Origin of the sequence: Micromonospora sp. SH-82 (genome assembly GCF_051132485.1) — a bacterium.
In the GTDB taxonomy this organism is placed as follows: Bacteria; Actinomycetota; Actinomycetes; order Mycobacteriales; family Micromonosporaceae; genus Micromonospora.
Map to the genome: position 1 here is coordinate 2,659,233 of NZ_CP148049.1, position 23,635 is coordinate 2,682,867.

Sequence of the window (23,635 nt, forward strand, 5' to 3'; positions counted from 1 at the left end):
TGGACGGGGTGGGAGAGGGTGCCCCGCCGTACGCGTCGGCAGGGCACCCTCGCCTCACCGGGGGCGGAGGATGCCCAGGTGTTGGGTGGCGCGGGTGAGTGCGACGTACAGGTCGCTGCGGCCACGGGGGGACTCGGCGACGATGCCGGCCGGGTCGACCACCAGGACCCTGTCGAACTCCAGCCCCTTGGCCTGCGCCACGGTGAGCAGGACCACCCGGCTCTCCAGTTCGGGATGTTCCCCGACCGCCACCTCGGGCACCTCGCCGACCAGGGCGGCCTCCAGGTCGGCCACCCGTCCGGCCGGGACGATCACCCCGAGTCGGCCTTCGGCGAGGTCGGCGGCCTCCTTGGCGGTCGCCGCCACCGCCTCCCGGACGAGCGAGTCGGGGGACACCGTACGGTCCCATGGCGGCACGCCGCTGCTGCGTACCGAGCGGGGCGGGGTCAACGCCGGGTCGATCTCGGCGAGTACGTCGGCGGCGACCGCCATGATCTCCGCCGGTGTGCGGTAGCTGACCGTCAACTCCTCAAGCCGCCAGCGCTGGGCCACGTACGGCTCCAACGCGTCACCCCAGGACGGGGTGCCGGAGAGGGCACCGGTCTGCGCCACGTCCCCGACGATCGTCATCGACCGGCTCGGGCAGCGCCGCATCAGCAGCCGCCAGGCCATCGGCGACAACTCCTGCGCCTCGTCGACGATCACGTGCCCGAACGCCCACGTCCGGTCGGCGGCGGCCCGTTGGGCGGTGGTGAGCCGCTCGGACTCCTCCTGACGGTCCAGGAGCCGGTCGGCGTCGATGAGGTCGGTGACACCCAGGATCTCGCCGCCGTCGGCCTCATCCTCCACGTCGATGGAGCGGGAACCCCGCCAGATCTCCAGGACGCCCTCGGCGTACTCCCGTTGCAGGACGCGGATGCGGTCCCGGCGGGCGGCGGCGGCGCGGTCGTCCTCACCCAGCAGGTGGGCCGCCTCGTCGAGCAGCGGGACGTCGGCCGGGGTCCACCCGCCCGGTTCCCGGTGGAGGAGGTCCCGTTCGGCGGCGGTGAGCTGCGGTGCGGCGGTGGCGATCCGGTCGGGGTCGGCGAACAGGTCGGCGAGCAGGCGCTGCGGGGTGAGCACCGGCCAGAGTTCGTCGAGCGCGGCCCGTACCCCGGGTTCCTCGGCGAGTTCGCGGCGGATCTCGGCGATGTCGGCCTCGGCGAGCAGGTTGTCCCCGCCGAGGGGGTCGGCGCCGATCCGCTCGGCGACCTGCGCGGCGAGGGCGTGGACGATCTCGACGTCGAACAGCGGCCGGGCCAGGTTGTGCGGTCGACCGGAGCGTCGGACCCGGTCCCGGGCGGCGCGGCAGGTCTGCGGGTCGAGGTGGAGCGCCTCCCGCTCCACCTCGACCTCCAACGGCTCGTCGGGCACCCACTGCCGGTCCCGGACCGCGGCGGCCAGGACCTCGGTCATCACCGGGCGGCCCTTGACCGCGGCGGCCTCGGCGGATTCGGTGCGCCGGGCGCTGACGCCGGGAAAGAGATCCGCCTGGGTACGCAGGAGCACGCCGGTCTCGGCGAGGGCGGGCAGGACCTGGGAGATGTAGCGCAGGAACGTCGCGTTGGGGCCGACCAGCAGGACACCCCGGCTGGAGAGCTCCCGGCGGTGGGTGTAGAGCAGGTACGCGGCCCGGTGCAGGGCCACTGCGGTCTTGCCGGTGCCGGGCCCGCCCTGGACCACGAGGACGCCGGGCAGGTCGGCGCGGATGACCTGGTCCTGTTCGGCCTGGATGGTCTCCACGATGTCGCGCATCCGCCCGGTCCGCCCGGCGTTGAGGGCGGCCAGGAGGGACGCCTCCCCGGTCAGTTCCTCGTGGCCGTTGGGGGTGGCGGTGGCGAGGTCGAGGACCTCGTCGTCGAGGCCGACGACGGTACGCCGTCGGGTCCGCAGGTGGCGTCGACGCCGTACGCCCTGTGGGTTGGCGGCGGTGGCGAGGTAGAAGGGCCGGGCGGCCGGGGCCCGCCAGTCCATCAGGAGGGGGTCGTAGTCGTCGCTGGGGTCGAAGATGCCGATCCGGCCGATGTAGTGCCGGCCGTCGTCGTCGGTGTCGAGTCGACCGAAGGCGAGACCGTTCTCCACCACGGCGTACTGGTCGACCTGCTCGGTGTACATCTGCACCGAGCTGTCGCGTTGGGAGCGGTCCTGGAGCGTGCCGCCGGTGCTCCGCAGCGCCTGGGTGAGTCGGGTGGCGGCCTGCTCCCGGAGGTCGTCCAACCGGCCGTAGAGCATCGAGACGTACGCCTGCTCGCTGTCGATCTCGTCGACGGAGGGCAGCTCACCGGGGCCGTCGGAGTATCTTGACAAGCTGTCTCCTCGGAAGTTAGGCTCCTTGCAGGAATGGCCGCGCGCCATTCCTTTTTGCGTTTCTGAACGGGTCAATCTACCGTGCCGTGCCGCCTCCGGCCAAGCCCACACCGTGCCCGAGCAGTCTCGCACCTCACCCCCACCGGCGAAGCCCGCCCGGCCCCGACGCCGACACCGACGACGACGGGGTCGGGTCGGCGTGGTGCCGACCCGACCCCGGGTGTGTCGTACGCGCTGGTCAGCCCTTGGCGACCTGGTAGAGCCGCTCCGGCGTCACCGCTCCGGCCAGGAGCCGGCCGTCCTCGGTGAGCAGGACGTTCACCAGCTTGGTGCTGAACAACCGACCCTTGCCCCAGTCGCCGCTGACCTCGGGCAGCCCGCCGATCAGGGCCGGGGCGTCCACCACGGCACCGGCCTCGGCGTCACCGGCCTCCGGCTTCGGGACCTCGTCGGTGTCGATCTCGGCGACCACCACGGTGGTCCACCCCTCACCGACGCTCGTCACGTCCCCGGCGTCCGGGTGTCCCGGCTCGTCGGCGGACGGCCGCCCCGGCCCGGAACCGTCCCGGCCGGGCTTGTCCCCGGTCGACTGCTCCGTGACGGTGGTGCCCGGCGGCGGGTTGAACCGGAACTGGTCGGCGTCCGGGCGGCGGTAGTCGATCTGGGTGAAGGCGACCTCGAAGGCCGGCCGGTCGGCGGCGTCGGCGAACACCTCGAACCGCAGCGGGACGTACTCCTCGGCGTCCACGGCGACCCGGATCTGGTCGATCAGGGACGCCTCGTCACGCGGCTTGAGGACCAGTTCGTACGCGTCGCGCCCGGCGACGGTCGCGGAGCGGCCGACGCTGACCTCCGTACTCGGGTCGATGGCGGCCAGGGCCGCGTCGGCGGCCTCCTGCGGGGTGGCCGGCAGGCTCGGCGGGACCTGCTCCTCGCCCGAACCCGACAGGGTCCGGTGGGTCGCCGACTTGGTCCGGCTGTCGTAGGTCCACAGGTCCCGGCCGTCCCGGACGATGTTGCGCTCACCGAGGGTGTCGACCAGGGCGACCCGCTGGCGGTCCGGCCCCGAGTGCCAGACCCGCAGGGTGTGCGTGCCGGTGGCCAGGGCGAGCAGGTCGTTGCCGCCGGCGGCCAGCCCGGCCAGCGGGGGCAGCCCCAGGTCGGCGCGCTGCACGACGGTGCCGGAGAGCCCCTCCAGCCGTGAGGTCTGGATGTCGACCAGGAGTTGGGCGGCGCTTCGGGGCGGCAGGCTCGGTTCGGCTTGGGCGGCGAACGTGCCGATCGCGGCACCCCCGCCGATGACTGTGACGGCGGCGGCTGCGGGAACCAGCCAACGCAGGACGGGACGACTTCTCAGGACGGACATCTGGCACCTCCGCCCCCCATGGTGCCGGGTGCCCCCTGTGAGCAGGCTGAGGACGTACGGCCGGGAGCCCGAACGGGTGGCACCCTTGACCCGTGCGGTTGCTGGTGGTGGAGGACGAGGCGCGGCTGGCGGCCGCCCTGCAACGCGGCCTGCAGGCCGAGGGGTTCGCCGTCGACGTGGCCGGGACCGGGCCCGCCGGTCTCGACGCGGCCCGTGGCGGCGGCTACGACGCGATGATCCTCGACGTGATGCTGCCCGGCCTGTCCGGGTACGAGGTGGTCCGACGGCTCCGGGCCGAGCAGCAGTGGCTGCCGGTGCTGATGCTCTCGGCCAAGGACGGCGAGTACGACCAGGCCGACGGGTTGGACTGCGGAGCCGACGACTACCTCACCAAACCCTTCTCGTACGTGGTCCTGCTGGCCCGGCTGCGGGCGCTGCTGCGGCGCGGGGCCCCCGAACGGCCCGCCGTGTTGACAGTCGGTGACCTCAGCCTCGACCCGGCCCGCCGACAGGTCACCCGGTCCGACGTCGAGGTCGTCCTGACCGCCCGCGAGTACGCCCTCCTGGAGTACCTGATCCGCCGTCCCGGCGAGGTGGTCTCGAAGATCGAACTGCTGGACCACGTCTGGGACGACAGTCTGGAGACCGCCCCGAACGCGGTGGAGGTCTACGTCGGCTACCTGCGCCGCAAGATCGGCCGGGACCGTCTGGAGACCGTCCGTGGGGCCGGCTACCGCCTCACCCCCCGCCCGTGAACGGAAGGGAACCCTCCTACCGCTCCCGGTCCGGGAAGGGTCCCCTCCTCACCCCGAGGCGGTGGGGGCTGCGGTCCCGGCTGATGGTGCTCGGGGTGTTCGGGCTGACCCTGGGCCTGGGGGCGGGCGGGGTGCTCCTGCTCGGCGTACTCGACTACACGTTGCAGCGCATCGTCGACACCGAGGCGCTGCGTACCGCCGACACCGTCGCCCGACTGGCCGCCGCCGACGCGCTGCCCGACCCCCTCCCGGTGGCCGGTGGACCCTCCTGGGTCCAGGTCGTCGACGCCCAGGGGCGGGTCGTCGCCGCCTCCATCGACGCCGACCGGCTCGTCCCGATGCTCCCCGTGGACCGCATCGACCCGGGGGTGCCGCAGCGGACCGAGGTGCCGGGTCAACGGCTCGGCCTCGACGGACGGGTACGGGTGGTGGCGGTGCCGGTGGGCACGACAGCCGAACCGTTGACGGTCCTGGTCGGGAAGTCGACGACGGACGTGGACCAGAGCGTACGGGTGGTGCGCAACCTCCTCGTGGTCGCGTTTCCCCTGTTCGTGGCGCTGCTCGCGGTGGTCGCCTGGCGGGTGGTCGGTGCCGCGCTGCGCCCGGTGGAGGCGCTGCGCAGCGGAGCGGCCGAGATCACCGGCAGCGCCCGGACGGGGCGGCTGCCCGTACCGGCGTCACACGACGAGATCCACCGGTTGGCGGTGACCCTCAACGACATGCTCGACCGGTTGGCCCGTGCCCGGGACCGGCAGCGCGCCTTCGTCGCCGACGCCGCCCACGAGCTACGCAGCCCGTTGACGAACATGCGGACCGAGCTGGAGGTGGCCCAGCGACTCGGCGACCGCACCGACTGGTCGACGGTGTCCGAGAACCTCCTCACCGACACCGAGCGGCTCAGCCGCCTCGTCGACGACCTGCTCCTGCTGGCCCGCCTCGACGCCACCGAGTCCCCGCCCCGCAGCAGACCGGTCGAGCTGAACGCCCTGCTCACCGCCGTCGCCGCCCGATACCCCTCGGCACCGGTACGGGTCGAGGCCGCCACCGGTGAGCCGGTCTGGACCGACGGGGACCCCGACGAGCTGCACCGGGTCCTGACGAACCTGGTCGACAACGCGGTGCGGCACGCCCGTACCGGCGTGTCGTTGGCGGTGCACCCGCAGGTCGACGGGGCGGGGGAGACCGCGTACCACCGGGTGACGGTGACCGACGACGGTCCCGGCGTGCCGCCCGCCGACCGGGAGCGGGTCTTCGGCCGGTTCACCCGGTTGGACGACGCGCGGGCGCGCGACGCCGGGGGCGCCGGGTTGGGGCTGGCCATCGTCCGTGACCTGGTCCGCCGCACCGGTGGCCGGGTGGAGCTCGCCGACCCCCCGGACGCCCCCGGCCTCCGGGTCACCGTCCACCTTCCGGCGCGGGCCACCCCGCCGCCGTCCCCGCCGCGCCGCCCGGAACCCGCCCGCTGACCCGGCCGGCGCGCCCCCTGCCCGACGGCTGCTGTCCGGCGCGCTGACCGGCGGGGTCGGATGCGGGCCGAGGGTCAGCGGCGGTCGGTGCAGACCTGCCGGGAACGGCCCACCGAGTCGGTGGACCAGACGACGGCGACGGTGAAGCAGAAGTCGACGTCCCGGTCCAGACCGTGGACGGTGTAGGTTCCGCTGCCCGCCGGGAGTTCGGTGAAGGCGCGCGGCTCCTCACCGGTACGGCTGCCGGAGACCACCACCGGACCCTCCGCCCCGACCGGATAACGCCAGCTCAACACCACAGTGTCCCGGGTGTCACGCAGCTTCAACCCGGCCGGGGGAGTCCCCGGGGAGGCCGGGGGGTCGGCGGGCTCACCCGCCCCCGGACCGTCGTCGGTCGTCCCCGACGACGTCGGGGTGCCGACCGGTGGGGCCGGTGGGTCGTTGCGCGAGCCGTCCACCCTGGCCACCCCGGCGATCACCGCCGCCGCACCGAGTACGACCACGACCACCCCGGCGGCGACCATCGGCACCAGCCGGTTCGGTCGGGGCTGCGCGGGTGCCCGGTGGACCGGAACCGGCAGCAGCCGCGACGGTGCCTCCGGGGCGGGGGAGCGGCGTACCCGGTGCACCCCGGGTGCCTCCGGCCCGCCCCGACCCCGGTGGGCGGTGCTCGTCGGTGCGGGGAAGGTGTCCGCCGGTGCCGGGAAGGTGTCCGCCGGGGGCCACCCGTGGTCGTCGTCGGTCGGGCTCCGGGGGGCGGGTACGGTCCCCGTCGACCCCGTCGGCGGGTACGGCTGGGACCAGGCGGGCGGATCGTACGGCGGCGGTGGCGAGGTGGACGGGTCGTAGGCCACCGGCTCGGTGGCCCCGGGCGGCTCGTACGGGGTCGGCTCCGGCAGGGCCGGCGGAATGTACGAGGTCGACTCGGACCAGGCCGGTCGGGTGTACGCCTCCGGTGGCCCTTCCTCCGGCAGGGCGGTCCGGGCCGACGGCACCCCGGCCGGCCCCTCCGTCATCCCGGGTGGCCCGTCCTCCGACGGTGCGGGAGGGGCCGGCGGTACTGCGGGTGGCTCCTCGTCGTCGGCGCAGACGTGTGCCGGGTTGGCCGACGCCCGGCCCAGGGCCGCCACCTGGGCGGCGAGCGGGTCGTCGAAGGCCAGGTACCGTCGACACAGCTCGTCGGCGTAGGTCAGGTTCCGGTGGGCGTCGGCGTACCGGCCACAGTCGCGTTGCATCGCCCCGAGCCGGGCCAGCATCTTGATCCCGCCGGGGTGGCCGTCGCCGTACACCTCCCGGTGCAGCTCCCAGGCGTCGAGGAGGCGGTCCCGGGCGACGGCGCACTGGCCCCGGGCGTACTCCACGGTGGCGAGGTCGGCGTGGGCGGCCAGCACCCGCAGCGACTCGGGGCCGTCGGTGGCCGTCAACTCGATGATGACGTCCGAGTAGAGCCGGGCGGCCCGGGCGTCGCTGCCCACCCGGTGCAGCACCGCCGCCAGGGTGGCCGCCGCCGAGACTGTCTGCGGGTCGGACCGGCCGTACAGGCGGGTGGTGGCCGCGTACGTGTAGGCGGCCCAACCCCTGGCGATCTGCGGTTCGCCGAGCGCGACCAGGATCCGCGCCAGCAGCCCGGCGGCGTCGGCGAGGTCGGGCGAGGCGTTCGCCGGATGGGGGTCGGCGTCGGCGAGCGCGTCGGTGAGCACCCGCCGGGCACCGTGCAGGTCGCCGTCGGACACCAACTGGTGTGCGTGGACGGTCAGTTCATCGAGGCCCGAGGACACGCCCCATCGTGCTCATTCGGCGACGGTATGTACAACCCCCGGAGTGACGGATTGTCAGGAGGCGTTCAGATGGTCGACCAACGTCTCGCTGATCCGGCGCAACTGGTCGACCTGGGCCGGGCTCAACGCGTCGAACAGGTGTCGGCGTACCCCCTCGACGTGGCCGGGGGCGGCGGCGGCCAGGGTGGCGAATCCGGCGTCGGTGAGGACGGCGATCTGCCCCCGCCGGTCGGTGGGGCAGTCCTCGCGGCGGATCCAGCCGGCCGCCTCCAGCCGGGCCGCCGCGTGGGACAGGCGGCTCCGCGAGGAGGAGGTCAGGGTGGCCAGTTCGCTCATCCGTACCCGCCGGTCGGGGGCCTCGGAGAGCCGGACCAGGATCTCGTAGTACGCGTGGGGCATGTCGGCGTCGCGCTGCAACTCCCGGTCGAGGGTGTCCATCAACACCCGGGAAGCGGTCAGGTACGCGCGCCAGGTGCGCTGTTCGTCCGGGTCCAGCCATCGGGTCATGACGTACAGCATAACCCCAGTAGTTGAACGCTCAACTAAATCGGGGTATGGTCGACGACATGGGAATCCACCGCCTCAACCACGCAGTGCTCTACGTCGCAGACCTCGACCGCAGTGTCGCCTTCTACCGGGACGTCCTCGGCTTCCAGCCGGTGCCGATGACCCCCGACGGATTCCGGGGAGCCACCTTCCTCCAGGCCCCCGACTCGACCAACGACCACGACCTCGGCCTGTTCGAACTGGGGGCGGGCGCCGGACCGTCCGCCGCCGGACGCAGCACCGTCGGCCTCTACCACCTGGCCTGGGAGGTCGACACCCTCGACGAACTCGCCGCCACCGCCGAACGCCTCGCCGCCGCCGACGCCCTGGTCGGCGCCTCCGATCACGGGACCACCAAGAGCCTCTACGGGCGCGACCCCGACGGGCTGGAGTTCGAGGTGGTCTGGCTGGTCCCCGCCGCCCTCCTCGACGACACCGCCCTCGCCGCCCGCAAGCGCATCGGCCGCCTCGACCTGCAGAAAGAGCGCCAGCGGTACGGCGGACAGACCCGCGGCGGCGTCGGCATCTCCGTACCGGCCTGACCCGATCCCACAGGGCCACCCGCCTGGCGGCCCGCCCGGCTGGACCCCGTCGGCTCGCCCGGTGGCCCGCCCGGCGGGACGGCGTACCGGTGGGGTAGAACGTCAGGATGTCCACCGACGCCGTACTCCGCGAGCTGCTCAGCCGACAACTCGACGCCTGGCTGCCTGCGGCCCTGCACCGCTCGCGCCGCGCCACCCTCGTCGTGGCCGGTGCCGACGCGGACACCCCCGAGGCGGCGGTCCGGGCCGTGGCCGCCGCCGGCGGCCTACGCGGTCGTCGGCTGACCGTCCTGGTCCTGGCCGACCAGGCCGACGACCTGCCCACCCGCCTCGGCGCCGCCGAGGCGACGCTCCCCGCCGAGGCGACAGTGCACCTGGTGCCCGGCGACCACACCCGCCTGCCGGTGGCGCTCAAAGCCGCCGGAGCCGCCGGGGCACCCGTCCTGGCCGTCCTCGACGCCCACCGTGCCACCCCCGCCGCCGACGTGCTGGCATCGGTCGCCGCCGGACGCCCCGGCGAACTCCTCCTGACCGCCCGTACCCCGGTCCGCGACACACTGGCCGCACGGTTCCCGTTGGTCGCCGAAGTCGAGTGGGTACCGTCCGACGCCACCGAACCCCGGATCGTCGCCTTCGCCACCGGCTCCGACCGAGGGCTGGACGCCTTCAAAACAGCCCTGTGGACGGTGGCCCGATCCACCGGCGCCCTGCTGCGCGACCCCGCCGACCCCCACGCCGACCCGGTGACCACCACCGTCGACCCGGACCCCGCCCCGCTCGCCGAGGCGCTGACCGCCGAGCTGACCCGCTCAGGCCCCCGTACCGTCACCGAACTGCGCCGACACGCCCTCACCGCCACCGTCTACCGCTCCGCCGACGTCCTGCCCGCCCTGACCGGCCTGCTCGACGCCGGTACCGTCCGACGCGACCCACCGGACGGCCGCCTCGGCGGCGACGTCCTGATCACCCTCGACCCCGCCGGCGCCACCCCCACCGCCTGACCCCACCCCTTTCCCTCTTCCACCGGTCCGGCCGCCGTCCTCCCACGCGCTGTTTCCGCGTGCGTCGCTCTCGAACCGGATCCAAGATCCAGGGGTGGTTTCCGGTGGCTGACGAGGAGATGAGAATGGACAGGACGGTTGCAGGACGGATCGCCGAGGAGCACCTGACGCGGTGGCGACGTCTGGGCTACGACCGGTGGTACGCGATGCTCGACGAGAAGGAGACCCTCCGCGTCGCCGACGAGGCTGAAACGGCGTACACGGTGGTCAGTTATGCCCTCGACGACGGTGAGGGTCGGATCCGCCTCTGCGTGGCAGTGGACGACGGTGGTTGGTCGGCGCTCCGCCCGCTGGTACGGGTCGAGACGATGCGGCCGGACGGCACGCTCGTCGACTGACGGATCGTCGCGTGGTCGGGTCGAATGCGGGGCAGCGGGCGGCGTGACCGGCCGTTAGGGTTCCAGAAATGACGGAGAATCGTATCGATCCCACACTCGCTCCGATGTTGGCGAGCACGGGCGACGAACGTTCCGTGCTGGAATCCTTTCTCGACCTGCAACGTGCCGTGATCCTGAACAAGCTTCGAGGGCTTTCCGACGCCGACGCGAGCCGCCGGTTGGTGCCCTCGGAGACCACCCTCACCGGACTGGTCAAGCATCTCACCCTCGTCGAGGAGAGCTGGTTCTCGTCACTGCTCGCCCGGGAGCCCGGCGCCGTCCAGCTCACCTCGCAGGAGGACGCCACGGCCAGCTTCGCCCTCACCGAAGAGGACACCGTCGAGCGGATCGCGGCGGCCTACGAGGCCCGGTGCGCCCGGTCCCGCGAGGTAGCCGCCCGGTTCGACCTCGGTCACGTCGTGCCGCAACCGCAGGTCGGTGAGGTGTCGCTCCGCTGGATCCTGGTGCACATGATCGGGGAGACGGCTCGACACGCCGGTCACGCCGACGTCCTCCGAGAACTGACCGACGGATCCACAGGCATCGTCTGACCCGACCTCGGGCCGGCTGGTGGCGGGGAGCTCTGCGGCGGTTCGTCGACAGCACGGATGGAATTTGGCACCATCGGCGGATGCTCGCCAGGGAGAGACCTGTGGTGGTCGCCGTGTGCGGTTGCCCGGGGGCGGGAAAGACAACAATCGCGTCAGCAACGGCCCGTCGCTTCGGACTGCCACTTCTGACAAGGGACGAGATCAAGACCGGTCTCGGTGTATCAGCTGCTTTCGCCGTCCACGACGGCCCTCCGCTCGACCGGGAATTTCACACGGCTGGGGGTCTCTTCAGCGTCCGCGCTGAGACCGTGATGGTCGATGCAGCCCGACTGCTCGCAGCCTCCGGAGTCAGCTTCATCGTGGAGTCCTCGGTGTTGTCCCGCAAACTGCTGGACACGCTGCTCGACTGTGACGCCCTGGTGCTCGCTGTTCACGTGGTCGCCCACGAGGCGGTGATCGATCGGCGCCTCGCGGCCAGGGCAGCTACAGGCGGGGCTGTCGACAAACAGCTCGCCGCTCAGTTCCAGCTCGGCGAGATGAAGCGGTCGATCTTCAAGCCCCCAGAAGAAGTCGATGCCGTCGTCGAGGTCGACACCTCCGACGGAACTCCGGTCATCGAGGCAGTCGAAGACGCGTTCTTCGCACTGCTTCCGCCCTCGGCTGATTCGGATGGGCTGACGGCAACCTGGCTCAGGCGTCGAGAAAGCTCCACGTCAGGGGTTGATCAGCAGTAGGCGACACGACCTGCCTTCAGGCGTGGCACGAGGGCGACGGATCTTCGTCGGCCCCCACACCAACCATTTTCTCCTGTTAGCCACCCCGTATAGGCAGGTTGACGATATATATCGGTAGACGTAATCTGACTGCATGGCGTCGATGCAAGAGCCCACTTTTCTGATCCTCACCGCGCTGGCGGCGGGGCCTAAGCATGGCTACGGGTTGACTCAGGAGGTCGCTGAGATCTCTGAGGGAACGGTGACGTTGCGGGCAGGCACCCTCTATGGCGCACTCGACCGTCTCGTGGAGCAGGAACTCGTCATGGTCGACAGGCAGGAGGTCGTCGACGGGCGGCTGCGCCGCTACTACCGGCTTACCGATACCGGCGCCAGTCAGCTCGCCGAGCGTGCCCGCCGCCTGCGCAAGCACGCTGAGGTTGCGGAAGGCCGACTACAGGCGCGACCGAACTGGGGCCTTGGTTTCACTGCTGACCCGTTCGGGGCCAGCGCATGACCGCTTCGGGAAACGGCACTGGCGAACTGCCGCCACACGTCGAGCTGGAACGCCGGTACCGGCGGCTGTTGTGGGCATACCCGGTCGGTTACCGCCGCGCTCACGGCGAAGAGATCCTCTCGATGCTGATGGACTCCGCTGAACCGGGCCGTCGCGTGCCAGCCCGGGCCGATATGGTCGATCTGGTCCGTGGGGCAGTGCGGCAGTGGTTTCGGCTACCGGTCGGCTTGTCGGCCGTGGTTGCGGCCGTGGTGGCGGCGGTGGTTCTTGGAGCCGTGGGAGCAGCTGCGGCTTCCTGGCTGGCATGGCAGACGGCTGCAGATCTACCGTCCGACGAGGCAGCCCTGCAGGCCGCCGAGGCCGCAGCCGGTGCCCCATTCTCCGCGCCGCGCCTCACGCGAATTGACCATGTCCGAGCAACCTCGCGTACGGTGTCCGTCGGTGCGAACAGCCCGAACGAGCAGCGGTTCCCGGACTGGACGATCGAAGCAGCACAGGCGCGACTGCAGGCCGACGGCTGGACGCTCGGTCCTGTCGAGAAGTCTTATTCCGCATCCCTGGACAACCAGCCTCTGATCAACCAGAGGTTTGAGGTAACCCGAGATGGTCTCGCCCTCACCGTGCTCGCGTACACCTTCACGTCCAACCAAGCCGGTGCGGGCGTACAGGTCGGTGTCCAGCCGGTCCCGCCGAGCGGGGAACCGGGAGCGGCCCTGCTGGGCTGGCTCGTCGGTGGCGCCACCGGTTGGCTTCTTACCGGCTGGGCGAGCTACCGCTTCCGGCGCCGAGGGCTACCCCGCCGGTTGGCTGCTCTCACGCTCGGTCTTACCGCGCTATGGCTCGTCACCGACACCACCATCGACACCTACAGAATTCTTGGCGAGCTCGCCTTCGCCGAGCCTGGCGTCGGTTTCATCGCACCAGCCTATTACTGGCACGTGACCGAGGCCGAACAGGTCATCGGTGCACTGGCCATCGGGCTCACAATCCTCGCTCTAGCCGCCTCGGGCCGTCACCGGCCCACATCACAGCCGACCGCAGCGGCGGTCTGACGAGCCCCGGTTCATCCCGCCAGCATGCAGATCCTCCGTACACCTGCTGCTCGGCGGTTCTAAAGCAACCTGGGCCCTCGTTCGCATGGCCGATACCGTGATCGAACCAGCGACGTCGTCGGTGTGAACTCCCGGCGGGCCGGTCGGATCGGTTGTCGTACGAGGTCATCCGGGCTGCTGAGGGTCGTCTCGGTCGGGTTCGGTCGGGTCGGTTGCTGTGCTCCACAGTTGTACTTCCTCGGCCGACCGGAGCACGTCGCGGGCGGCGGTGGCCACCGCGCAGTCGGCCGTGCGGCAGATCGGGCAGCGGCGGTCGGGGCCGGGCCGGTGGTCGCGGAGGACCCATCGGGCGGTGAGGATCAGTCGGTTGCGGATCTGGGCCAGGGAGCGGAACGGTGCGGTCATCCTCACCCCACCCCGAGGGCGGCGGCGAGGTGAACCAGCATCGTCGGGGCGGCCGGTTCCCGCATGACCTGAGCGAGTACGTCCCGACCCGCCGGACGGTGTCGGAGTTCGGCCGGTGCGACCCGGTCGGCCTCCATCAGCGCCCGACTGGCGTTGGTCGGGTCGTCGACTTGGAGGTACGCGCGGGCGGTGTCGATCAAATGCGCGGCGCGGTGTTCGGCGGGCAGCCACCGCCACCCGTCCCGGGCCATTGCCTTCTTGTGCCAGGCCACCGCGTCGACCCCGTCGCCCAACTCCACCGCTGCGACGACCCGGGCGGATTCCACTGCCGTCGGCCCGAACCCGGTCCGGTGGTGATCGTGCCCGTCACCGACCCGGGCAGCCAGGGCCGCGGCCTCGTCGAGTAGTTCGGCCACCGCCGCCTGATCGCCATATCCGGCGGCGGCCAACGCCGCCTGGACCAGCAGCGTCCCGCACAACGACGACTCCGCAGGTAGGCCTCTCTCGGCCAACGCCGGAGCGATCCGGTACGCGGCTGCCAGCATCGCCGACTTGGCCGCCCGCTCCTGCCCACACGCCCGCAGCACCTGACCGAGCTGCACCGCAGCGGCGGCCACCAGCGTCCGATCACCCGTGGCAGCGGTCACCGCCCGGTCGACCGCCAGCCACCCCGACTCCGGCGCACCCAGCTTGACCAACAGGGCGGCGGTGACCCGGTACGCCTCCACCAGCGGCACCCGACCCGCCACCGGATCAGCGGCGTGGACACGCTCCACGTCGGCCAACAACCCCGGCAACCGGTCGACCACGAGTGCGTAGCGGGCGTGCTGAAAAGCGGTCCAGACGTACGCCACCTGCCGGTCTACCTCGACAGCCGACACCACCGGTCGACCGCCCGCCGGTCGGCCGAAGGGAATCGTGTACCGCGACAGCGCAGCCCGGATCCGCTCGACGGCTGCGGTCAACTCGGTCACCCCGACGGGTTGGACGTCCCGACCGAGCAGCACCGCCGTGTCGATGCGCAGGGCCGCCGCGACCTCCTGGAGGCTCGACACCTTGTCCAGCGACCGGACTCCCCGCTCGACCTTGTCCACCCAGCTCTTCGATTTTCCCAGCCGGTCGGCGAACACCTGCTGCGACAGCTTCCGCCGTCCCCGCCAGTACGCCACCCGCCGACCCACCGGCAGCTCGTTCCCTCCACCTGGCAACCGCGTGGAACGTCTCTTCGCTGGGCCATCGCCGTCACTCTGCATCGCCACCTCCGTCGATAGAAGCGCGGCGGCAGGCTCGTCGTCGCACGCCATCCACAGTGACGCTGATCTGTCGTCACCCGCGACGACAGGAGAGATGGCAAACCATCCACATCGCTGACGACATTCAGGCGACATTCCGTTATGGTGACCCGCATGACCGCCCCGAACACCGCCCTGCGCGCCGTCCGCACCGGGATGCGGATGAGCCAGGACGACTTCGCCCGAGCACTCCAGGCCGCAGGTCACCGCGTGGGGGAGCCCAACGACGCCAACAAGAGACTCGTCCAGCGATGGGAGTCCGGCGCGATCGCCGCACCGCGACCCGTCTACGCCCGAGCCCTGGAGGTCGTCACCGGCCTACCCATCTCGCTCCTCGGGTTCGCCGCAGTGCCCGGCGGGCAGGTCGCTGACGACCGGCACGGTGGACACGACCTGACCTCCCCGATATCCAGCCTGGCTACCCCGACGCCGACGGCAAGGCCCACCACGGCCCACCGGTCGTACGAGGGTGTCTGGCTGAGCCGCTACCAGTACTACTCCAGCGGTAGGGGAGAATCCTTCGCCGGGCAGCACTTCGTGGTCGTGCTTCAACACGGCGACCGACTGACCGCGCGCAGCCTCCCCGGCTCGGCGGCTTCGTCCCTGTCACTGGACCTGACTGTGGACGGTGCCGTCGTCACCGGCACGTGGGTGGAGCAGACCGACCCGACCGGCTACTACCGGGGTGCCCGCTACCACGGCGCTATCCAACTCCTGGCCGAGCCCACAGGCCGACGGATGGCCGGAAAGTGGATCGGATTCGGCAAGGACATGGACGTCAACACCGGCCCGTGGGAGTTGGTCTTCCGCGACGCCTCGACCTCCAAGGCAACCCTCGACCGCTACAACACGACCACGGAGTAGCCGAGGGACCCTTCCATCCAGCCTGGTGTCATGTGGCGTTGCGGTCGGTCAACCGAAATCCTCAGGACTGCTGTCGGCTCGCCCGTCCTCGCGGACCAGTCGGTTGAGCCGCCTGCGTGCATGAGCATCGTGTCGACCGAGGGCCGCCAGCTCCGTACGCCGTCCAGCCCTGGCAAGCAGATCCATGTGCCAAAGGTGCGCGTTGTGGCGTTCGTAGTCCACGCTGTAACACTCCGCTACATCGCTGAGCACTGCGATCGCTTCGTCATAGTCGCCACGATCCTCTGCGACGCGCACCTTCTCGAACCAGTGGGGCACGAAACACGATCGTAGGGCCTCAACTGCTGACGTCAGCTTGGGAGTCGCGTCGATCTGCACCCAGGTCCTACTGAGTGGCAGAGCATCACCGGAGCGTCGAGTCGCGCTCAGCACGCCTCACTGACCCTTCGCACCAGGAGATCTTGGAAGCGGGTGGCCCCTCTGGGGGCCATGTCGCTCCGAGGTCTTGTGCCGCAGACCGTGGGTCGAGGGGGACTGCCCCGGGTTTGGTTGACTCGCGGGGTTGAGTGGTTCAGGCCGCGTGTGCGGGTCTGTTGATTGTCTCAAACTCGATCGGGGTGAGTCGTCCGAGGCGTTGTTGTCGGCGTCGGCGGTGGTAGGTGCGTTCGATCCAGATCACCATCGCCAGGCGTAGGTCGTGGCGGGTGGTCCAGCGTTGCCGGTCCAGGACGTTGCGTTGCAGGAGGGCGAAGAACGATTCCATCGCGGCGTTGTCACCGCAGGCGCCGACGCGGCCCATCGAGCCGACCAAACCGTTGTGGCGTAGTGCTTTCACGAACTTCTTCGACCGGAACTGGCTTCCTCTGTCGGAGTGGATCACGGTGCCGGCCGGGTTCCGTAGTCGGATCGCGTTGTGCAGGGCGGTGACGGCCAGGGAGGCCTTCATGCGGGTGTCGATGGAGTAGCCGACGATCCGGCCGGAGTACACGTCCTTGATCGCGCACAGGTAGAGCTTGCCCTCGGCGGTGGGGTGTTCGGTGATGTCGGTGAGCCACAGCCGGTTCGGGGCGTCGGCGGTGAACCGGCGTTGCACCAGGTCGTCGTGTACCGGCGGTCCGGCACGCCTGGTCAGGCCCTTGCGCTTGGCGAACACCGACCAGATCCGCTGCTGTGAACACAGTCGGGCGACCCGGTTACGGCCGGCGGTGACGCCGTGGGCGGGGAGTTCGTCGGCGATGAACCGGTACCCGAACGCCGGATCATCGTGGTGGATGTCCAGGGCGGCGTTGATCAGGTGGGCGTCATCGACGTCGCGTCGCGACACCGGGTCGGCGCGCCACGCGTAGTAGGCCTGCTTGCTGAACCCCAACACCCGGCAGGTCACCGCGACGGGGATCCCGTCCGCGGCCAGGTCACCGACCAGCGGGTACATCATTTTGGGGAGATCTCCCGGGCGAAGAACGCCGCCGCTCTCCGGAGGATCTCGTTCTCCTGTTCCAGGAGCTTGTTGCGCCGTCGCAGGTCCCGCAACTCGGCCGACTCCGAACCGGTGACGCCCGGACGGACGCCGTCCTCGACGTCGGCGAGCTTGAGCCAGCGGTGCAGACAGCCCTCGGAGATCCCGAAGTCCTTCGCGATCTGCCGCAACGGCGCCTCACCCTTGCGAGCGACCGCGACCACGTCACGGCGGAACTCCGGCGGGAACGCTTTCGGCATGACAGACATCCTTCCAGCGAGGAACGCATCCTCACAAATCAGGAGTCAACCAAACCGGGTGCAGTCCCAGGTCTTGAGGGTCGGTCGGTGCACGGTGGTCTGATCGTCGGTGATCATGCCGTCTGCGGCAGGGAGGCGGCGACTTGTGCGTAACTCGTGATCTTCGACGTGAGGTAAGAAAGAGGCCGGTCGGGGTGTCCCGACCGGCCTCTGACCTGGCGTTTCTTACGTGGGCGATGCTGGTATCGAACCAGCGACCTCTTCGGTGTGAACTGTCGGCAGGTCGGTCGGATCGGGTGCCGTCCGAGGTCATCCGGTCTGCCGGGGGTCGCTCCGGTCGGGTTCGGTGGAATCGGTTGCTGTACTCCACAGCTGTACTTCCCCGGCCGACCGGAGCACGTCGCGGGCGGCGGCGGCCACTCCGCAGTCGGCCGTGCGGCAGATCGGGCAGCGGCGGTCGGGTCCGGGTCGGTGGTCGCGGAGGACCCATCGGGCGGTGAGGATCAGTCGGTTGCGGATCTGGGCCAGGGAGCGGAACGGCGCGGTCATCTTCACGCCACCCCGAGGGCGGCGGCGAGGTCGACCAGCATCGTCGGGGCGGTGGGCTCCCGAGTCACCTGAGCAAGGACCTCCCGTCCCGCCGGGCGGTGCCGGAGTTCGGCCGGTGCGACCCGGTCGGCCTCCATCAGTGCCCGACTGGCGTTGGTCGGGTCGTCGACTTGGAGGTACGCGCGGGCGGCGTCGATCAAATGTGCGGCCCTATGTTCGGCGGGCAGCCACCGCCACCCGTCCCGGGCGGTCGTCTTCTCGTGCCAGGCCACCGCGTCGACCCCGTCGCCCAACTCCACCGCTGCGACGACCCGGGCGGATTCCACCGCCGTTGGCCCGAACCCGGTCCGGTAGTGGTCGTGCCCGTCACCAACCCGGGCGGCCAGGGCGGCGGCCTCGTCGAGTAGTTCGGCGACTGCCGCCTGATCGCCGTATCCGGCGGCGGCCAACGCCGCCTGGACCAGCAGCGTTCCGCACAACGACGACTCCGCAGGTAGGCCTCTCTCGGTCATCGCCGGGGCGATCCGGTACGCGGCGGCCAGCATCACCGACTTGGCCGCCCGCCCCTGCCCCGACGCGCGGAGCACCTGACCGAGCTGCACCGCAGCGGCGGCCACCATTGTCCGGTCACCTGTGGCAGCCGTCATCGCCCGGTCTACCGCCAACCACTCCGACTCCGGCGCACCCAGCTTCACCAACAGCGCGGCGGTGACCCGGTACGCCTCCATTAACGGCACCCGACCCCTCACCGAGTCGACGGCATGGATGCGCTCCACGTCGTGCAACAGCTCCGGTAGCCCGTCGACCAACCGCAGGTAGCGGGCGTGCTGGAAGGTCGCCCACGCGTGCGCGACCTGCTGGTCCACCGGTCCGGTCGGCGACACCCGCCGGCTCGCCGCCGGTCGACCGAGCGGGATCGCGTACCGGGACAGGGCCTCCCGGAGCCGCTCGACCCCGGCGCTCCGTTCGGCCACCTCGGCGGGCTGGGTATCCCCGAGCAGTGCCGCCGTATCCACCCGCAGGGCCGAGGCCACCTCCCGGAGGGTCGACAGCTTGTCCAGGGAACGCACACCCCGCTCGACCTTGTCTACCCAACTCTTCGACTTCTTCAACCGGTCGGCGAGCACCTGCTGCGACATCCGCCGCCGTGCTCGCCAGTACGCCATTCGCCGACCCACGGGCAGGGCCTCCGGCTGGGCGGGCCTCATCCGCTCCACCCACGAAACTGTTGGTGAAGCAGCCCGGTGGACACCCCGGACGGCGAATTGGGTTCGTGCGGCGTCACCGAGCATCACCCCTTGTTCAGCGAAGGCCGGCCGTTAATCGCGTAGCTCGGGCCTGGCACTTTCAGTAACCGTGACGCTACGATCACCGCGACGTGCGTTGAACTCACTCGCAGTACGAATGAGCTGGCCACAGGCCGTTCCACGTTGCTGTCGGAGCGTGGGGAACGTCGACTGCCGGTCACCGTTGGGATGTTGATGGCACCGTTCGGACGATCCACCCCAGCGCGGGGAGACGTAACCGGGTACCTGCTGAAGCTGATCCGAGAGTCCATTCCGCTGACTCAGGAACAGCTCGGTGTGGAAGTCGGCGTCGACCGCGCGACCGTGCAGAGCTGGGAGTCGGGGCGGCGGCCGTTCCTCGCCGTACCGTTCGGTCAGGCTGTCAGGGTCCGGCAGCGGCTCGGCAGACTCGGAGCGAACCCGGTCCTTCTCGACGCCCTCGCAGACGCCGTCGAGGCCGACACCGTCCTCTCTGCCCTCCTCGGCCCGAAGATCGAGCAGTCAGACATCACCGAGCAACCGCTCGGCTGCACCGTACTCACCCACCGGCTGGCCGACCTGATCCTCTGGGCGGTCCTCGGCCAGACCCCCACCTTCATCCGAGGCATGCCGATGGCCCACCGCCGACGCGGCCCGGTCGCCATCGGCCCAGCCCTGGGAGCCGAGGAACAACTCCTCTTCTTCTCCAGCCTGCACATCCTGGCCGAACGCGCCGCAGGCCAACGCCACCCGAACCTGCTCCTGCACCGGCAGGCATGCTTCCTTGCGGGCGTGGACCCCACCGGGTCATCCGCCACCTGGCTGGCCCAGAGCACCGCCCGCAGAACCCACCGGACGACCACCTTCCACACCTGGTCACCGCTGTGGCCCGACGCCCGCTCCGTTGTGACCTCCCTGGCCAACCAGGGAGACCCCGAACCACTACGAGACTTCATCGCCCGCGCGCACCCCGACGACGCCTGCCAACGCGCGGCCCTCAACTACTCCGCCTACTGGGTCGGCGAGATCCCATACCGCCAACCCGACGACTCCTTCATGACCGCCACCATCACCGACTGGCGCGGCAGCCGCCTCCTGCGGCACCTGGTCGAACGCCTCGACGCCGACCACCCGTTCATCGACCTCAACACCCACAACCTCTGGGCACTGCTCACCGCCCGACGCGGGCTCGTCCACGACCACCCCGACATCGGACAAGCCCTCGCCACGCGTGCCGTCGCCATCCTCGACAGCGACCGGATCTCCGCACAGTCCCGTCAGGAACTAACCTCTATCGTCTACAGCCTGCGGACTGAGGGCATCACCGGCACAGGGACGGGCAGATGAGCGACGACCAGTACGCCGCCGCAATGAGGTTCATCTTCGAGGCTGGCGTCCTGAAACGCGCCGCCCGGACCGGCTGGTGGTTCGCCGGAGTCAAACACCCCGAAACCATCGCCGAACACTCCCACCGCACCGCCCTGATCGGCATGATCCTCGCCGCCATGGAAGGAGCCGACCCCGCCCGGGTCACCATGCTCTGCACCCTGCACGACACCCAGGAAACCCGCACCACCGACCTGCCCCACATCGCCAAGCGATACCTCACCGCCACACCCAACATCGCCATCACCGCAGACCAGGTCGCCGACTGCCCACCCGCAGTCACCGACCTCATCACCGCCGCCGTCACCGAGTACGAAACCGGCGAAACCCTCGAAGCTATCGTCGCCCGCGACGCCGACAAACTCGAATGCCTCATCCAAGCCGTCGAATACCGCCACCAAGGCATCGACAACGTCCAACGCTGGATCGACAGCAGCCGTGCCGCCCTCAAAACCACCTCCGCACACCAACTCGCCGACGCCGCACTCACCGGCCAACCCCTCGCCTGGCTTGCACCACCACCGAGCCCCGCGAGCTGACCCCTCGCTTGTAAGTTCTGGGCGCCCCGTCCGGCGGGGTCCGTTAACGTCTGCGACCTCGGGCGGCTGTCCGTGATCGGTCGCCAGCGGCTCCCCTCGTCCCGGCCGGTTGCTGTCAGCGCTGCTGCCGCACACGGTTTAGGAAGGGGGTAGCGCCGGCCGGACCACGGCGCGTCCTACCAGGACTTACTTCCGCCGAATCCTCAACAGGCCGCTTGATCATTCCGCGCATGTTCCGGATCTCAGATGCGGCCCGCCGGTAGCTTCCGGCAGGCCGCAGCCTCCTGGTCGTCGTGCGGCTAGCGGAGCCGCCTCGCGGGGTACGCCTTGGCCTGCTGCTCCTGCAGGATACGTTCCATAGCCGCGTCCATGCCCGGTGCGACCTGGTCCAAGGCCTCGTGCCAGCGTCTGTGCTTGGCCATGCTGAACACCGCCGCGCCGCACTTCATGCACTCATCCAGTTCATCCGCCATGCATGCCAGGCTACTAACGCACTGCGATACCCACCTGTCCAGCTCGCTACAGCCCATCAGTTCACCAACTACAGATAAGGACACTCCAGCGGTCCTGGCCATCGAGCGGGCTAAGCATTGCCACCTGGGCAGACGTCGTCACCGCTGGTCGTCGTTGGTCGTTCACGATCAGCCTCCGGCGGCCTGGTGACGGCCTGACAAGGCGCTCGGGCTTGATCCTCGTCGTTTCGTCGCTGTCCAGCTCCTGTAATCCGCATGGGAGCCCACCTACACAGAACTGTCAGGTCTTGGACACTGTCCGCCATCGCAGCCTTGGGTACCAATCGGTAGATTGTCTCAGGTTGGAACTACCCTCTATCAGGATGGTGGACTTCTGTGACAAGGCAGCGCCGGGTAGTGTTCGCGAGGATCAATCGCCGTAACAACACCCTTGACATGCGCCCCTTCTCTGAAGACATGCGGGCGCTCGCTGAGAGTCGGCAGACGTCCTACCTTGTGCCTGCGACGCCGGAGCGACCGGCTCGCACCTGGTATGCCGCTGACATGCGCCTAGCCATGGGCGAGGACTTCATGACCGGGATCTTGGGATACTCGGTGGCTGATCAGAAGCGCTTCTTCGACTCCGATGGGTGGTCCTGGATCAAGGGGCCAACGGAGGACTCCGACGCTGCGTCCCAAGACACCGTAGTCCCGTTCGCGATTGACCTGCGGGAACATAACAGGTGGGTCGCCTTTGCTACGACTGGACGAATCCAACCCGCAAGCTTCCGGCCCGCGCTCGGCCAGGTGCTCTCCACGGCAGCACAGAATCTTCACCTCATGCCTGCCGACTGGGAATGCGACCCAGTTGTCTCCCAGCACACTGTGCAGGAGTGGATCGAGAAGCATCCGCTGGTGAAGCTTCTTCGTCGCACCGTCAAGTTCTCCAACCCGGGCCGAGACCTCGACGACGTCCGCACCAAGATGCGGGCGATGCGGGCCCGCCGGGCGACCGAGGAGTTTGCCGCCTACAACTCACAGGTACTGAACGTTGACTCCGAGGCGTTCCAGGACAAGCTCCAGGGCTTGGAGACCGGAGACACGAGGGTGCAGATGAAGTCACGCGAAGCTCAAGGCGTGGACGCGACCTTCGACAGCGACACCAGGACCGATGACACCCGGATCGACGACTACGGTAAGGATCTTGAGCGAGGCATGGACCTTGTGCTTCGAGCCCTCGTCGTCTACGCGGACACCAGGCCGCCAAGGGCTGCCGCCTAGCTGATCACGCTCAAGCGATGTCACACCCTGGGCGTACGTTTGTACTAACGCAGAGGAGGTGTGACGGGCATGGCGAGCCGAATCAACCGACACCTGTGGAGGGCCCTCGACTTCAGGCTCAGCGAGCTGCTCCGCGCGGATTTTGGTACGGGCGCTGCCTTCGGAGTGGCCGCGCTCATCCTGTCGTTCAGTCATCCAGACGCTGTCCTGCGGGCGGCACCTGGCGCCATCGGGGTAGTCGGCGTCATCGTGGGAGCGGTTATTGCAGGCATCTCGTTCCAGGCGGCGTTCATGGATCAAGCTTTCCTAAGAAAGCTTCGCGCTATCCAATCCGAGCCCGTCTACTATCTAGCTCCATTTCTCTTTACAGCAGTTTTGGGAGTAATCTCCATGCTGGCCTTGATCGTGATGTCAGCGGTCAGCCCTCAGGCTCCCGAAACGCTGATAGCCCTCATCAGCGCTCCAACCACTCTTCTCACGACGTGGACCATCGCAAGTCTGATTCCCGGCTTGTCGACCTTGGTGCAGTTCGTCGGTCTGAAGATGGATGCCCTTGACGTTCCCGATGACGTCGCCCTGCCAGAAGCACAGCCACAACTCCCACAACAATGACGCCTGATGTCATCCCGTCTGCCGTCGACCCGCACTCCTGTGGAGCAGACCACCGCCCGGCCCGCCACGTCAAGACGGCCTTGACGCTCGTACGGACGCTGGCGGGTCGGGCGGTGGTCTGCTCGGCTCGCCCGGGTTGACGGCAGACGGGATGGCTGCCACCGCCACCACCCACGGACCGCGACCCGCCGACGGTCCCCGGCC

General features: G+C 69.9%; 25 protein-coding genes. 14 read left to right on the plus strand and 11 right to left on the minus strand.

Going from position 1 to position 23,635, the window contains the following annotated elements:
* Window positions 1-54: 54 nt before the first annotated feature.
* Both WHN02_RS12240 and WHN02_RS12245 read right to left on the minus strand, forming a co-directional pair.
* Window positions 55-2,271, minus strand: a complete 2,217-nt coding sequence (locus tag WHN02_RS12240; RefSeq protein ID WP_434743932.1) for a HelD family protein — start codon at window positions 2,269-2,271, stop codon at window positions 55-57.
* Window positions 2,272-2,584: 313 nt separating this feature from the next.
* Complete coding sequence (locus tag WHN02_RS12245) at window positions 2,585-3,712, minus strand: LolA family protein (RefSeq protein ID WP_434743417.1); 1,128 nt, start codon at window positions 3,710-3,712, stop codon at window positions 2,585-2,587.
* 92 nt (window positions 3,713-3,804) lie between these two features.
* Here WHN02_RS12245 and WHN02_RS12250 point away from each other — a divergent pair, with 92 nt between their 5' ends.
* A complete protein-coding gene (locus WHN02_RS12250) occupies window positions 3,805-4,467 on the plus strand; it encodes a response regulator transcription factor (RefSeq protein WP_434743418.1) in 663 nt (220 codons plus the stop codon).
* A gap of 83 nt (window positions 4,468-4,550) precedes the next feature.
* On the plus strand, window positions 4,551-5,933 hold the full coding sequence (locus tag WHN02_RS12255) for an ATP-binding protein (RefSeq protein ID WP_434743933.1): 1,383 nt from the start codon (window positions 4,551-4,553) through the stop codon (window positions 5,931-5,933).
* Between the two features lie 74 nt (window positions 5,934-6,007).
* On the opposite strand, the gene WHN02_RS12260 is transcribed toward WHN02_RS12255, so the two are convergent.
* Together WHN02_RS12260 and WHN02_RS12265 are read right to left on the minus strand one after the other, a co-directional pair.
* Window positions 6,008-7,711: a tetratricopeptide repeat protein gene (locus WHN02_RS12260; RefSeq protein WP_434743419.1), complete on the minus strand. Its 1,704-nt coding sequence runs from the start codon at window positions 7,709-7,711 to the stop codon at window positions 6,008-6,010.
* A 54-nt stretch (window positions 7,712-7,765) separates the two neighbouring features.
* Window positions 7,766-8,230, minus strand: a complete 465-nt coding sequence (locus WHN02_RS12265; protein WP_434743420.1) for a MarR family winged helix-turn-helix transcriptional regulator — start codon at window positions 8,228-8,230, stop codon at window positions 7,766-7,768.
* A 47-nt stretch (window positions 8,231-8,277) separates the two neighbouring features.
* Here WHN02_RS12265 and WHN02_RS12270 point away from each other — a divergent pair, with 47 nt between their 5' ends.
* The 7 genes from WHN02_RS12270 to WHN02_RS12300 all read left to right on the plus strand — a co-directional run bounded on the left by WHN02_RS12270 (window position 8,278) and on the right by WHN02_RS12300 (window position 13,070).
* Entirely contained in the window at window positions 8,278-8,799 is a 522-nt protein-coding gene (locus WHN02_RS12270; RefSeq protein ID WP_434743421.1) for a VOC family protein, read from the plus strand.
* Between the two features lie 107 nt (window positions 8,800-8,906).
* A complete protein-coding gene (locus tag WHN02_RS12275) occupies window positions 8,907-9,800 on the plus strand; it encodes a hypothetical protein (protein WP_434743422.1) in 894 nt (297 codons plus the stop codon).
* Window positions 9,801-9,919: 119 nt separating this feature from the next.
* Complete coding sequence (locus tag WHN02_RS12280; protein ID WP_434743423.1) at window positions 9,920-10,198, plus strand: hypothetical protein; 279 nt, start codon at window positions 9,920-9,922, stop codon at window positions 10,196-10,198.
* A 104-nt stretch (window positions 10,199-10,302) separates the two neighbouring features.
* Window positions 10,303-10,788: a DinB family protein gene (locus tag WHN02_RS12285; RefSeq protein ID WP_434743424.1), complete on the plus strand. Its 486-nt coding sequence runs from the start codon at window positions 10,303-10,305 to the stop codon at window positions 10,786-10,788.
* Window positions 10,789-10,868: 80 nt separating this feature from the next.
* Window positions 10,869-11,522, plus strand: a complete 654-nt coding sequence (locus WHN02_RS12290; RefSeq protein ID WP_434743425.1) for an AAA family ATPase — start codon at window positions 10,869-10,871, stop codon at window positions 11,520-11,522.
* 142 nt (window positions 11,523-11,664) lie between these two features.
* Window positions 11,665-12,018: a PadR family transcriptional regulator gene (locus WHN02_RS12295; protein WP_434743934.1), complete on the plus strand. Its 354-nt coding sequence runs from the start codon at window positions 11,665-11,667 to the stop codon at window positions 12,016-12,018.
* Window positions 12,015-13,070: a hypothetical protein gene (locus WHN02_RS12300; protein ID WP_434743426.1), complete on the plus strand. Its 1,056-nt coding sequence runs from the start codon at window positions 12,015-12,017 to the stop codon at window positions 13,068-13,070. Before WHN02_RS12295 ends, WHN02_RS12300 begins: the two co-directional genes overlap by 4 nt.
* A 165-nt stretch (window positions 13,071-13,235) precedes the next feature.
* On the opposite strand, the gene WHN02_RS12305 is transcribed toward WHN02_RS12300, so the two are convergent.
* Together WHN02_RS12305 and WHN02_RS12310 are read right to left on the minus strand one after the other, a co-directional pair.
* Window positions 13,236-13,475 (minus strand): hypothetical protein, encoded by a 240-nt coding sequence (locus WHN02_RS12305; RefSeq protein ID WP_434743427.1) that lies wholly within the window; start codon window positions 13,473-13,475, stop codon window positions 13,236-13,238.
* 2 nt (window positions 13,476-13,477) lie between these two features.
* The gene (locus WHN02_RS12310; protein ID WP_434743428.1) at window positions 13,478-14,656 is read right to left on the minus strand and encodes a helix-turn-helix domain-containing protein; all 1,179 of its coding nucleotides are present in this window, start codon (window positions 14,654-14,656) and stop codon (window positions 13,478-13,480) included.
* Window positions 14,657-14,869: 213 nt separating this feature from the next.
* Between WHN02_RS12310 and WHN02_RS12315 the strand changes: the two genes are divergently transcribed.
* Window positions 14,870-15,631 (plus strand): helix-turn-helix domain-containing protein, encoded by a 762-nt coding sequence (locus tag WHN02_RS12315; RefSeq protein ID WP_434743429.1) that lies wholly within the window; start codon window positions 14,870-14,872, stop codon window positions 15,629-15,631.
* A 48-nt stretch (window positions 15,632-15,679) separates the two neighbouring features.
* Here WHN02_RS12315 and WHN02_RS12320 read toward each other — a convergent pair whose 3' ends face one another.
* The 4 genes from WHN02_RS12320 to WHN02_RS12335 form a co-directional block, all read right to left on the minus strand.
* Window positions 15,680-15,949, minus strand: coding sequence for a hypothetical protein (locus WHN02_RS12320; RefSeq protein WP_434743430.1), 270 nt, complete (start codon window positions 15,947-15,949; stop codon window positions 15,680-15,682).
* A 253-nt stretch (window positions 15,950-16,202) separates the two neighbouring features.
* A protein-coding gene (locus WHN02_RS12325; RefSeq protein ID WP_434743431.1) for an IS3 family transposase occupies window positions 16,203-17,347 on the minus strand; the annotation gives its coding sequence in 2 pieces (ribosomal slippage) (window positions 16,203-17,074 and window positions 17,074-17,347; 1,146 coding nt in all).
* A gap of 309 nt (window positions 17,348-17,656) precedes the next feature.
* On the minus strand, window positions 17,657-17,896 hold the full coding sequence (locus WHN02_RS12330; RefSeq protein ID WP_434743432.1) for a hypothetical protein: 240 nt from the start codon (window positions 17,894-17,896) through the stop codon (window positions 17,657-17,659).
* 2 nt (window positions 17,897-17,898) lie between these two features.
* Window positions 17,899-19,104, minus strand: coding sequence for a helix-turn-helix domain-containing protein (locus tag WHN02_RS12335; RefSeq protein WP_434743935.1), 1,206 nt, complete (start codon window positions 19,102-19,104; stop codon window positions 17,899-17,901).
* A gap of 273 nt (window positions 19,105-19,377) precedes the next feature.
* On the opposite strand from WHN02_RS12335, the gene WHN02_RS12340 reads away from it, so the two are divergent.
* Together WHN02_RS12340 and WHN02_RS12345 are read left to right on the plus strand one after the other, a co-directional pair.
* Complete coding sequence (locus tag WHN02_RS12340; RefSeq protein WP_434743433.1) at window positions 19,378-20,508, plus strand: helix-turn-helix transcriptional regulator; 1,131 nt, start codon at window positions 19,378-19,380, stop codon at window positions 20,506-20,508.
* On the plus strand, window positions 20,505-21,086 hold the full coding sequence (locus WHN02_RS12345; RefSeq protein WP_434743434.1) for an HD domain-containing protein: 582 nt from the start codon (window positions 20,505-20,507) through the stop codon (window positions 21,084-21,086). Before WHN02_RS12340 ends, WHN02_RS12345 begins: the two co-directional genes overlap by 4 nt.
* Window positions 21,087-21,385: 299 nt before the next feature.
* Here WHN02_RS12345 and WHN02_RS12350 read toward each other — a convergent pair whose 3' ends face one another.
* Window positions 21,386-21,559, minus strand: coding sequence for a hypothetical protein (locus WHN02_RS12350; RefSeq protein WP_434743435.1), 174 nt, complete (start codon window positions 21,557-21,559; stop codon window positions 21,386-21,388).
* A 543-nt stretch (window positions 21,560-22,102) separates the two neighbouring features.
* On the opposite strand from WHN02_RS12350, the gene WHN02_RS12355 reads away from it, so the two are divergent.
* Window positions 22,103-22,819 (plus strand): hypothetical protein, encoded by a 717-nt coding sequence (locus WHN02_RS12355; protein ID WP_434743436.1) that lies wholly within the window; start codon window positions 22,103-22,105, stop codon window positions 22,817-22,819.
* Window positions 22,820-22,888: 69 nt separating this feature from the next.
* On the plus strand, window positions 22,889-23,431 hold the full coding sequence (locus WHN02_RS12360) for a hypothetical protein (protein WP_434743437.1): 543 nt from the start codon (window positions 22,889-22,891) through the stop codon (window positions 23,429-23,431).
* Window positions 23,432-23,635: the final 204 nt, after the last annotated feature.